The 12,744-nt window shown below is 47.7% G+C and carries 4 protein-coding genes; 2 read left to right on the top strand and 2 right to left on the bottom strand.

Annotated features, from left to right (window positions below; translation table 11 throughout):
- Positions 1 to 43 precede the first annotated feature (43 nt).
- Positions 44 to 856 carry an SPFH domain-containing protein gene (locus DW800_RS01690; RefSeq protein ID WP_005824816.1) on the top strand — a complete coding sequence of 271 codons (813 nt, stop codon included), beginning with the start codon at positions 44 to 46 and terminating at the stop codon, positions 854 to 856.
- Between the two features lie 708 nt (positions 857 to 1,564).
- Positions 1,565 to 4,180, top strand: coding sequence for a DNA mismatch repair protein MutS (gene mutS, locus DW800_RS01680; protein ID WP_117688936.1), 2,616 nt, complete (start codon positions 1,565 to 1,567; stop codon positions 4,178 to 4,180).
- 94 nt (positions 4,181 to 4,274) lie between these two features.
- Here the strand turns inward: mutS and DW800_RS01675 are convergent, their stop codons facing one another.
- Entirely contained in the window at positions 4,275 to 8,537 is a 4,263-nt protein-coding gene (locus DW800_RS01675) for a glycoside hydrolase family 2 TIM barrel-domain containing protein (protein ID WP_057087311.1), read from the bottom strand.
- Positions 8,538 to 8,559: 22 nt separating this feature from the next.
- On the bottom strand, positions 8,560 to 12,627 hold the full coding sequence (locus DW800_RS01670) for a hybrid sensor histidine kinase/response regulator transcription factor (protein WP_119957725.1): 4,068 nt from the start codon (positions 12,625 to 12,627) through the stop codon (positions 8,560 to 8,562).
- Positions 12,628 to 12,744 lie beyond the last annotated feature (117 nt).

Raw genomic sequence — 12,744 nt, 5'->3', positions numbered from 1 at the left:
ATCTTTGGAGCATTATTCACTCATTAAACTAACAGAAAACACCATGAAAGTCACAAACAAATCAACAGTGAGAGTAGGCGCGGCAGGAGTCGCAGTCATTGGAATTATAGTATTGTTCTTGGTCATGTTTGCCGTGGAGCGTATTGATTCGGGACAGACGGGCATCATCGTCAATCTGGCCGGTAGTGAGCGTGGAGTAGATGATGCCAAGGTGGAGACCGGATGGGTGGTTTACAACCGTTTTGCCAAGCAGCTATTCGAATATCCTGCATTTGCGCAGATTGTAGACTACGAACCTTTCGACATTCAGGACAAGAAGGGAACCATCTTCAAGACAGACCCTACTATAGAATACTTCATTGAGCGGGAGGATGCCAAAGTAGTTTTTCTACGCTATCGCAAGACTACCGAAGAATTGGAACAGAGTGTTATCCTGACGGAAGTGAAGAACGCTTATAAGGACGTGGCAGGACTCTATGAGACGGATTCGCTCATCAACAACCGTCCGGCTTTCGAGAAGGAGGTGGAGGCATTACTGAAGGAGCGTCTCAGTACCCGTGGCTTTACGTTTACCAACATACAGTCGTCCGTGAAACCCAACGATGTGCTGCAAGCTGCCATTGACGAAAAGAATACTGCTGTGCAGAATGCCTTGAAGGTGGAGAATGAAAAGAAAGCCGCTATAGCCGAGGCGGAAAAGGTAGTAGCTGCCGCCAAGGGTAAGGCAGATGCCAACCGTATCCTTCAACAAAGCATCACGCCGGAATTGATTCAACTAAAGGCTGTGGAGAAATGGGACGGGAAATTGCCGTTGTCTACCGGTGGAAATACGTTGCCATTCCTGAAGTTGCAATGACAATCTCTATGAGACCCCATTGGCAACTTGATTCTTTTGGGGAGGTACTGATTGTGTGCGCGGATAATCACAAATAAATCAAGCGGTAAGCCATCTATCTCTCTATTTGCTAAGATTTATTCGTCCGATACTTGTTGAATTATCGTCCGACAGCCGTTGAATTATCGTCCGACAATTGTCGGACGATAATTCAACGGCTGTCGGACGAATAAGTTTTAGTAAGCAAGAATTTAAAATGCAGTATTGCAGGAATTGTTGCTTAAATAGGGAATGTAGTAAATGGGAGACAACTGTTGCTCATCCTTGTTGGGATCGCATGAACAAGGTTTTCAAGAAGATAAAGGGCGTTTCGCCGAGTGAATATGTACTTTTGTAAGGGAAAAGGGGAAAGATACGAAAGGTATGGGCATAAAAAAAGGAGTACCGCTGTACTCCAACCTTTGTTAACCTTAAATCTAATACTATGAAAAACACATTGCAAAGGTACGAACTTTTTGCTTATCTCCAAATAAAGCAAATAAAAAAGACTGTTTTATAACATGTTTTAGGAAAATGCGTCTCTTTGTTAAGGCTTGCTAAGGTTTTGAAGCCTCTCCGTGGCTGTTTTCTAAAAAAGAATTATCTTTGTCACATTAAGTTTTGGGTCTTACTTGACGATTTCCTGCTCTCTTGGCTCAAAGCTTTGGAAATTAAAAATTAAAGACTTGTATGCACGAAGATATTGTCCTTACCCCGATGATGAAGCAGTTCCTCGATTTGAAGGCAAAGCATCCCGATGCTGTCATGCTGTTTCGTTGTGGTGACTTCTATGAAACCTATTCCACCGATGCCGTCGTCGCGTCCGAAATCCTCGGTATTACCTTGACCAAACGTGCCAATGGCAAGGGGAAAACCATCGAAATGGCGGGTTTCCCGCATCATGCGCTCGACACCTATCTGCCCAAGCTGATACGTGCCGGCAAGCGTGTGGCCATCTGCGACCAGTTGGAGGACCCGAAGCTGACGAAGAAACTGGTGAAGCGCGGCATCACGGAGCTGGTGACGCCGGGAGTTTCCATCAACGACAATGTGCTGAACTACCGGGAGAACAACTTCCTGGCTGCCGTGCATTTCGGTAAGGGTGCCTGCGGTGTGGCTTTCCTGGACATATCTACGGGCGAATTTCTGACGGCGGAAGGACCTTTCGACTATGTGGACAAGCTGCTGAACAACTTTGCCCCCAAAGAGGTGCTTTTCGAGCGTGGCAAGCGGCTGATGTTCGAAGGAAACTTCGGCAGCAAGTTCTTCACCTTCGAGTTGGACGACTGGGTGTTTACCGAGACATCTGCCCGCGAAAAGCTGCTGAAGCATTTCGAGGTGAAGAACTTGAAAGGCTTCGGTGTGGAGCATCTCAAGAACGGTATCATCGCTTCGGGAGCCATCCTGCAATACCTCATCATGACGCAGCATACGCAGATAGGGCATGTCACTTCGCTGGCACGCATCGAGGAGAATAAGTATGTCCGCCTGGATAAGTTCACGGTGCGCAGCCTGGAGTTGATGGGGTCGATGAACGACGGTGGCAGTAGTCTGCTGAATGTGATAGACAAGACCATCAGCCCGATGGGTGCCCGCCTGCTGAAACGCTGGCTGGTATTCCCGTTGAAGGACGTGCAGCCGATTAACGAGCGGCTGAATGTGGTGGAATACTTTTTCCGCCAGCCCGATTTCAAAGAGTTGATAGAAGAGCAGTTGCATTTGATTGGCGACTTGGAACGCATCATCTCCAAAGTGGCGGTAGGGCGTGTCTCTCCGCGTGAGGTGGTGGCGTTGAAGGTGGCTTTGCAGGCGATAGAACCCATCAAGGCAGCTTGCATGGATGCCGATAATGCCAGCTTGAATCATATAGGCGAGCAGTTGAATATCTGCCAGTCTATCCGCGACCGTATTGACCGGGAGATAGACAATGACCCGCCGTTATTGATTAATAAGGGAGGTGTCATCAAATCCGGTGTCAGTGCCGAGCTGGACGAGTTGCGCCGGATTGCCTACTCCGGCAAGGATTATCTGTTGCAGATACAGCAGCGCGAGAGCGAACTGACAGAGATTCCCAGTTTGAAGATAGGCTACAACAATGTTTTCGGCTACTACATCGAGGTGCGCAACACGCATAAGGACAAGGTGCCGGCAGAGTGGATACGCAAGCAGACCCTTGCCAATGCCGAGCGCTATATTACCCAGGAATTGAAGGAGTACGAGGAGAAGATTCTCGGTGCGGAGGACAAGATACTGGTACTGGAAACACAACTCTATGCAGAATTGGTGCAATCATTGAGCGAGTTCATCCCCGCCATTCAAATCAATGCGAACCAGATAGCGCGTCTGGACTGCCTACTCTCCTTTGCCACGGCAGCGCGCGAGAACAACTATATACGCCCCGTCATTGCCGACGACGATGTGCTGGAAATCTGCCAGGGGCGCCACCCGGTGATTGAGAAGCAGCTCCCCATCGGCGAGAAGTATATTGCCAATGATGTGATGCTGGATAGCCAGACGCAGCAGATTATCATCATTACGGGTCCCAACATGGCGGGTAAGTCTGCTTTGCTGAGGCAGACGGCGCTGATTACGCTGCTGGCTCAAATCGGCAGTTTTGTGCCTGCGGAGAGTGCCCATATCGGGTTGGTGGATAAGATATTCACCCGTGTGGGTGCCAGCGATAATATTTCCGTGGGCGAGTCTACCTTTATGGTGGAGATGAACGAGGCGGCGGATATCCTGAACAACCTTTCTCCCCGCAGCCTGGTGCTGTTCGACGAGCTGGGGCGCGGTACTTCTACATATGATGGTATTTCCATCGCCTGGGCGATTGTGGAGCATATCCATGAGCATCCAAAGGCGAAGGCACGCACCTTGTTTGCCACGCACTACCATGAGTTGAACGAGATGGAGAAAAGCTTCAAGCGTATTAAGAACTACAACGTTTCGGTGAAGGAGATAGATAACAAAGTCATCTTCCTGCGCAAATTGGAGCGCGGTGGCAGCGAACACTCCTTCGGTATTCATGTAGCCAAAATGGCGGGTATGCCCAAAAGCATCGTGAAACGTGCCAATGACATTCTGAAACAACTGGAAACAGACAACCGCCAGCAGGGGATTTCCAGCAAACCGATGGTGGAAGTGGGAGAGACACGCGGTGGTATGCAGCTCAGCTTCTTTCAGCTCGACGACCCGGTGCTGTGCCAGATACGCGATGAGATACTGAATCTGGATGTGAATAACTTGACGCCGCTGGAGGCGCTGAACAAGCTGAATGATATTAAGCGGATAGTGAAGGGAAAGTGATTTTTACTTATAGGAGAAAACGTGGAATTTCAGGACTTGTACAAGTTTTTGCACAAGCCCTGAAACTCCATGGTTAATAGTTTTTCCTCTAAAATTATTCTTCCAAGATTATCTCTAATTCTGCTATGGCAGCTTTCTTTCCTTTGTCATGGGCCGATAATCCCAATAGTTTCACATAACGTGCCCGGCAAGGAGTAAATTCTATAGTTTGCGTTGCTGTACCTATATGGAAGGTGCCATAGATAATGGGCTGCCCCCAATTTTTTCCATCTTTGCTTGCATATACTTCATAGGAAGCTATCCGTCCTTCTTCGCTATCTTGTCGCGGAGTGTAGCGGATACCCTTTATAGTGGCCTCTTTGGATAGGGAAAGATGTATCTCATGAGGGTAGGGAGCTATGTAGAATTGGTTGTGTACCGTGTGCCAATAGGTGTTTATGTTACCGTCTGCCGCCAGCTTCATGCTGTTGTCTGCATCGCTGTCTACGGAGACCACTATTTGTCTCTGGGATGCTCCGCTGATGTTTTTCAGGATGCTCACATTCAGTTCGGCTGCCGAAGCCCATTTCCTGCCGTGCATTTCGGACAAGGGAACGAATTTGAAGTAACGGGCAGTGACGGGTGTTTCCAATGTTATGGTTTGGGCAGACGTCAGATTGGAGAATGTACCTTTGACGGTGCTTTCCCAATTTTTTCCGTCTTTGCTGAAGCTTAGCTCGTAGTCTTTGACGTGTCCGTTATCATTGGAATGTCGTGCTGTGTAGATGAATTTGTCCACTACCAGTAGGGAAGCCATGTCTACCACAATGCTGTGTGGAAACTCTGGAATGGGTTCGTGCCAACGGGTGTGCCAATACGTGGAAGGGTCTCCGTCGATGGCGTTTTGCGCCTCTTCTCCTTGGCTGTCGCTGCTGGAGGAGACCACCTTCCATGCCGAGTGGTCTACGAATATGGGTAGTTCCATAGTAGTGACCAGGCTCTTGCCTAATTTTCCGGAAACAGCGTATGTTTGTATCTTTCCACCGTCAATGAACTCGAATGGAGCTGTGTATTCCCGGTATTCGTTACCGTTAAGGCTGTAGAAGATGGTCGCGTCCGGAGTTCCAGTACTCATTTGCAGGTAACCGTTGTTATCGCGTTCTACCATTACGGGCATGCATGCAGGCATCTGTACGCGTGCTTTCTTGGTAAGCTCACTTTGCGTGTAGCTTCTTTCCAAAGGCATCATGATGAAGCTGAATGCTACGGGAGTTGCTTGCAGTTCGTATTTTTTCATCGGGCCCGGACCGCAGCTTGCGTTGCCCAGAGGACGATTGTGGGCATCAAGACAAAGAACTGTCTCCTTGCGCATCGGGATGTCGTATTTGTGAATCAGTTTTTGCAGATGGTCGGGATCTGCCATGTCTTGTGCTCTGACATGCAGGGCAGAAGCCGCCATTTGGTCGCCTGCCACGAAAACGAAGCCCATACCGTCGGCGTTGGTGATGGAAATCCAGCGTACCTCTTCATGGTTACCCATCTCCTGAGGCTTTACATAGTTCACCCATTGGTCGGATACTGTACTTTCGTATACGCCTATTGGGGTGGCATCCTTGCGGTCTACGTAGTTTTCCCATGGGCCACGTCCATACCAACGCATACGCTCGAAGCCTTCGGGCAGTTCCATTCGATAGCCCACACGCGGAATGATTTCGCTGTCGGATACCGGGATGATGACACTGTTCACCATGATGGAACCATCGGCATTTACGGTGTATTCTATTTCTGTGCGATACTCAAAACCGAGTTTACCTTTGTGGCAGTTCCGGATGTGCAGGGTTATTCTGTCCTCTTCTTGGTGGGTTTCCCATTTGCCGGTTTCCGCTTGCAGCTGGTAAAGGCCTTTGCGTTGCCAATCGCCACTTACCTGTTTATCGTTGTCGGTGGGAGCACGGAAGAGGTTCAGTTCGAGTCCTTTACTTATCAGGGGGATATTATTCAATGTATATGCCGATAAAGTTCCTTCTTCCTTGGAGAAGACAGCTTCAAAACGTTCACCTTTCACCACCAATGCGTCGGCAGTTTCGTTTAGATTGATGTTTCCTTTTTCGGGTACGAATATAGGTTTCTCGCTGCTTGATAGCTTGAATTGTTCGGTGGCTACCTCGTAGTCGGCTTTTGCCCATTCGGTATCTCTTTTTTGGCAGAAACTGAAATTGATAAAGTATTCTGCTCCGGGTACCTTCGTTGCGGGTATGTCTGGCAGGGTGATGACTTTGCTTGCCTGTGCTTCCAGCTTCAAATCTTCCAGATTGCCTGAGCAGACGGTCCTTCCATCTTCCGTTATTTCGTATCTCCCGTAGAGGTCTTCCATATTGGCATGGAATCGCTTGTTGCTGATTCTATATTTGCCATTCCCTAATGCTTCTATGCGGATGGGTTGATGTATCTTCTTCATTTCATAGGATTTGGCAGATAATGTACGGTCGGAGAAGATGACGCCGTTGGTACAGAAGTTACCGTCGTTGGGCTTGTCACCAAAGTCACCGCCTACGGCCATGTAGAAGCCTTTGCCGTCGGGAGTGGGCATACGCAGGCTTTGGTCTACCCAATCCCAGATGAAACCTCCGATGAGTGCCGGATAGCGTTCGTAGGTTTCCCAGTATTCCTTGAAGTTTCCTATGGAATTTCCCATGGCATGGGCATACTCGCATACTACGTGCGGTTTCACGATCTCGCCCTTTTGTATTTTCTCCAATCGTTCACGGCCTACGTTTTCCAGCCAGTCCACACTTGGGTACATGCAACTGGTCACGTCGCAGAAAGAACTGTTTCCCTCGTAGTGGGTGGGGCGGGTAGTATCCAAACGTTTGATGGCCTTTTCAGCAGTGGAGAAGTTGTTTCCGTTTCCCGATTCGTTGCCCATGGACCACATTACGATGGAAGCGTGGTTACGGAAACGTTTCACTTGGTTCTCGTTGCGCTCGGTGAATGATTTTTCCCATTGTGGCTCGTGTGAGAGACGCATTTCGCCGTGACACTCTACATTGGCTTCTGCCAATACATAGATGCCATAGCGGTCGCATAGGTCGTAAAAGTAAGGGTTGTTGGGGTAATGGGAGGTACGGACGGCGTTTACGTTCAGCGCTTTCATTAGTTGTACGTCCTTTTCCATCTCTTCTTTGGAGACGGTACGGCCATTCAATGGGCTGTGATCGTGGCGGTTGACACCTTTGAAAAGAGTGGGTTTGCCGTTAATCAGCAGTTGTCCGTTTTTGGCAAACTCTATTTCGCGGAAGCCTACCTTTACACTACGTAGGTCTGTCACTTTTCCCTTCTGTTTTAGGGTCAGGGTCAGGTTGTAGAGGCTGGGTGTTTCGGCTGTCCATTTCAGTGGGTTCTCCACATCGAATTCCAGATGGGTACTACCTGTTTTTGTGGCGTGGATAGTGCGTGATAGCACTTCCTTTCCTTCTGTGTCGGAGAGCTTCACTATGAGTTCGGCAGAACTTTTCTTACCGGTGATTTCCACGTCCAAAAAAACTGTAGCATTACGATAATCTCCGTCCAAGTCGGTTCGGAAGAAGAAGTCCCTAATTTGCGTGCGTGGTGCTGACCATAGGAATACATCGCGGAAGATACCGCTGAACCGCCAGAAATCTTGACATTCAAGAAAACTTCCATCGGTGAAACGGTACACTTCAACTGCCAATGTGTTTTTTCCTTCTTGTAAATAGGGAGTCAGATTGAACTCGGCAGGTAAGTAGCTGTCTTCTGAATAGCCCACTTTTTTACCGTTCAACCAAAGATAGAAACCTGCTTCCACTCCATTGAAGCGAATAAATACATCTCTGCCCTTCCAAGATGTGGGCAAAGTGAATTCACGTCGGTAACTGCCTACGGGATTGGGCATGTTGGCAAAAGTATAGTCTGCCGGGCGAGGTTGGATGACGTTGGGCCATTGTACTCCTTTACTGTAATCACAGAAAGGGTAAATGGTATTACAATACAAAGGCTTGTCCCAGGGCTTGTTATGGCGTACAGCCTCTATCTGCCATGTGGCGGGCACTTTGATGTTATCCCAGTCACTTACGTCGTAGTCGGGCTTGAAGAAATCCTTCGGCCGTTTTTCGGGGTCGGCCACCCAATGGAATTTCCATGTACCGTTCAGAGTTTGATAATAGGGGGATTCCTCGATGCTCAGGCGTAGGGCTTGTCCTTCGTCGGCAAAGGGAATGGCGGTTTGGCATGCCGTTTCTTTGTTCACTCCCGAAATGTTCAGGTCATTCCATTCGGGCTGTTCGTGAGTTTGTGCTGTTGCGGCTGCGGTAGCAAGCAGCCCGGTGAATGCGATACTCAAAAAAGAGCTTCTTTTCATAAATGCAGATGGTATAAGATGATTAAGTATTAGTGATTTCCTGTCCTTCCCTCACGTTCTTCTTTTGCCGTTCGCAGTATTGACGGGGCGGCATTCCGTAACGTTGTGAAAAAGCTTTATAGAAAGTGCTTCGGTTGGTGAATCCCGTGCGGTCCATCAGCTCTTCGATGGTGAAGTTGCTGGAGACTAACAAGCGTTCCGCCGTGGAGAGGCGGTATTCTTTGATGATGTCGGCAGGCGATTTGTCAGTAAGTGGTTTCAGTTTGCGGTAGAACTGCCGGCTGCTGTAGCCCATTTCCTTACTCAAAAGTTCTACTTGCAGGTCTGGATTGGCTAAGTTCTTTTCAATGACTTCTGTCATTTTCTCTAAGAATTCTTGTTCTTCTTTGTGCAAGCAGCTTCCTTCTTTCCAGGTAAAGGTGCTGAGTGCCGAACTATAATATTCCTTCAGGTTTTCTTCGCGGCGGATGAGATGATAGACCATCTTTTCCAAATATTTCACATTGAAAGGCTTGGTGACATAGGCATCCGCCCCCGATTCCAGTCCTTTTACTTGGTCGTCTTCGTGATGCAGTGCTGAGAGCAGGATTAGGGGAATATGGCTCCACAGCTTGTGTTGCTTGATGGTGGAGGTGAAGGATAACCCATCTATATCGGGCATCATCACGTCTGAGATGATGAGATCTGGCTGTCGTTGCTCCAGGCTGTCTAATGCCTTTTGGGCATTATTGAAAGAGAGTACGTTGTATTTCTCTGTGAATATTTCGGATACGAACCACAGCATGGAAGGGTCATCATCTATCACCATGACCGTCTGCTTGTTTGCGTCGAATTCTTGGGTGTATTTTTCGGGCAATTCTTGCACTTCTTCGGTGGGAATGCTTGGAGAAGCCGCTTCGTATGCTGTTTGCGGTACTTCTTGTCCGTTGGGGGGGAGCGAGGGAAGGCTTACAGTGAAGGTGGTCAGTTCGCCCGGTGTGCTTTCGATGTTTATGTCTCCTTCCAACAGTGTCACCATGTTTTTGCAGATGGCCAACCCCAGTCCGTTTCTTGAGTTTTTGCCGTTCATCTCCACGGAGTCGAGAATCTTATAGCGGTCGAATATCTTTCCGAGATTTTCCGGTGTGATGCCTTTGCCGGTATTGGCTATCTTCAAAATAAGACGTTCGTTTTTCGTGTACAATGTTACGCTGATGTTCCCCTTGTCGGGTGTGTACTTGAAAGCGTTGGATATGAGGTTTCCGGCTATTTTGTTGAAGCAGCTCAGGTCGGTGTTCCATGTCAGTTCGGGGGCTATGTCAAGGCAGTAGTTCATTTCTCTGTTTTCCGCCATGTCACCGAAGGATTCGGCGATGTCCCTTAACTTTTCGGAAACAGGTTGCGGCTGTATGGAGAGCATTTTGTTTTCCGTTTCCAGTCTTCTGAACTCCAGCAATTCCACAATGAGACCATTCAGCTTTTCCACATTTTGCTGAATCATCTTGGCGTAGCGGTGCGTGTAGATATCTGTCTCCTTGTGGGTGAGTATCTTCTCGCACGGTCCCTGAATCAGGGTGAGGGGGGTGCAAAACTCGTGGGTGATGTTGGTGAAGAAGCGTAGTTTTGATTCATAGACTTCCTCTTTTTTCTGTCGTTCCATTTTCTTCATCATGTGCTGCCGCTTCAGGCGGTAGGTATAGAATGCATAGGCGACTATGCCTGTACATAATAGTAACCCTAACAAAAAGTAGCCCACATAGGCCCAGGTACTGAGATACCAGGGAGGAGCGATGTAAATGGTGAAGGCTTGCGGATGGCTTTCTTTACCGTTGATGTTGTTGCGGTATTTCACAAACAGAGTATATTCTCCGGGGGAAAGGTTGGAGAAGATGGCATTGGGTGAAACTCCGTTTTCTATCCATTGGTCGCTTGCTTCCTTTAGTTTATAGGAGTAGAAATAGTCGTTTCCGTTAATGTAGTCTGTTATCCGGAAGTTGAGCTGGAAGAAGTTGTGTTTGTAGTCCAGTTGTAGCACGGGCTTCCCGTCTTTGTAATGTAAAAAGTCATGCAGGTTGTATTCCTTACCGAAGATGGAAAGTCCTTTCAGGCTGATTTCGGGCATATAGTCCGTGGTGATGTAAGAATCGGGCTTCACGGTGACGAAGCCGTTTACACCTCCAAAGAAAAGGATTCCCGTAGCATTGTCTTTGTAGAAGGCTCCATCACTAAATTCGGTCACGGCCAGTCCGTTTCCGTTGTTGTAGGTCTGCTTGGTCTGTTCTTGGGGATTGAGTCTCATTAATCCTTGATTGGTACTCACCCAGAGATTGCCTCGGTTGTCCTCCAAGATACCATGTACGGTGCTGTTGGTGTAGAGCTTTGCACTGATGCTGTCTGGGTTTCCGTCTTCGTTTGAGTAGAAGCGGAGAAGCCCTGATCCAGTGCCCAGCCAGTAGCCTTGCTCGTTTTTGTGTATGGCGAACACATCGTTGGCGGTTTGGCTGTTTACCAAGTTGTTGAAGCGGAACTGTGCCATTTCTCCAGTACGTACATCAATGCGGTAGGCTCCGAGCCCTCTGTTCCCGAACCACAGCGTAGAGCTGCTTTCACGGTAGGAGGTGAAAAAATAGTTTGATGCCATATGTCCGTTACTCACCAAAGTCCGTGTAGCATGCTTCACAATAGGATCTTTTCTCTGATTTTCTAATGTCACCTTTACGATTCCTTCGCCCACGGTGGAAATCCAAAGTGTACTGTCATTGGTTTGATCAATGGAGTGCACATATTTCACTTTGGTTCCATTGGCTTGTACCGCCAGTTCTTTCAATTGGTGGGTAGAGTAGGAATAATAATTGATTCCGTTTTCCGTACCTATCCAAAGTCGGTCTTTTCCACCGGGTGCAAAACAGTAGACGGAGTTGTCGGTCAATGTGCTGTTACCGGTGATGAGACGATCATGTTTTTCGGGTGTATTGTTGACAAGATAATTCGGTATACGCAATATGCCACTGCCTTTGGTTCCTATCCATAAGGTTTGCTGTGGGTCGAGGTAAAGGCTGCGTACCGGGTTGTTCACCTGATATGCGGGAGTGTTGAGCAGGGTGTTGGTCATGGTGAATGTGTCATTGTAAAGCATGTATAACCCTTCTCCGTCGGTAGCTACCCATACGATATCTTGAAATTTGTCTTTCATCAGACAGAAGATGCCCGACTGTATTTCAGTGTATTCTATACGGTATTTAATCTTTTGGTTTGCTTCATATTTCAGTACTATCAAGCCGCTGCTTTTGAAACCGATACAGAAGTCATTTTCTCGTTTGATGATGGAAGATACTTCACCTCGTTTTTCTATTTCGTCTTTCAGGTCGGCAATGTAGTAACACTGTCGGTTGCTGAAACTATATTCGTAGAGGGCATAGGTTTCATCAATGAAGTAGGCTGAATCTTCTCCGATGAAGGCATGCTTCAAGCCGTGATGTCCAAATGGCTTTTCCGGAATCAGTGTCACGCTTTTTCCCGTGTGGTTCAGACGATAGCAACGAGTGTTGTTTCCAGTTGCGAATATCCAAAGCAGGTTGTTGGAATCAATGGTCATGGACAGTACTTTATTAAAATCCATGGAAGAGATGTTTAACTGGAGAAATTTCTGGTTCTCTTGTTGGTAGTGATACAGATTTCCGTCATCTTTCAGCACTAACATGCACTTGTTGTTGCTTCGTGCCAAGAAGATGTTGTCCTTGAATTCGGTAAAGGTCCGGCAGGTCTGTCGGTATGTATCCAATCTGTCTAACCCGTAGTTGGTTTGTAACCACAGTATGCCTGGCTCTGATTCTACGATCTGGCTGATAATGTTGCCTGACAATAGGTTGCGTGACGCATCAACGGGCGTATATAGGTGGATATTGTTGCCGTCAAACACGTTCAGTCCGTCGCATGTTCCTATCCATAGTACACCTTGGCTATCTTGGTAAAGGGATTGGATGGCACTATTGGAAAGACCGTTTTTATTGGAGAATTGCCGTAGGCTGTAAGCGTACACAAAATCCGGAAAACAGCATAAGAGGCTGATAAGCAATAAAATCGTATGGCCTTTCCAGTATATGTCTTTCATGTGGCTTGTTGTATTGATTTTGAGTTGCAAAGATATATTTTAAGGTGGAAACAGTCAATATTTGCAATATATTTCTTTAGTTGTAGGCTTACAGTTTGCTTTGTATCTGCTCCGTAT

It is taken from the genome of Bacteroides sp. AM32-11AC (genome assembly GCF_003603515.1).
Classification (GTDB): domain Bacteria; phylum Bacteroidota; class Bacteroidia; order Bacteroidales; family Bacteroidaceae; genus Bacteroides; species Bacteroides uniformis.
Note: the sequence above shows the minus strand (reverse complement) of the source record. Positions and strands in the feature narration are given on the sequence as shown.

Bases quoted from the DNA above. Each gene is read 5' to 3' on its own strand.
- DW800_RS01690 (WP_005824816.1), top strand. From the start codon at position 44: ATGAAAGTCACAAACAAATCAACAGTGAGAGTAGGCGCGGCAGGAGTC.
- DW800_RS01670 (WP_119957725.1), bottom strand. From the start codon at position 12,627: ATGAAAGACATATACTGGAAAGGCCATACGATTTTATTGCTTATCAGC.
- mutS (WP_117688936.1), top strand. From the start codon at position 1,565: ATGCACGAAGATATTGTCCTTACCCCGATGATGAAGCAGTTCCTCGAT.
- DW800_RS01675 (WP_057087311.1), bottom strand. From the start codon at position 8,537: ATGAAAAGAAGCTCTTTTTTGAGTATCGCATTCACCGGGCTGCTTGCT.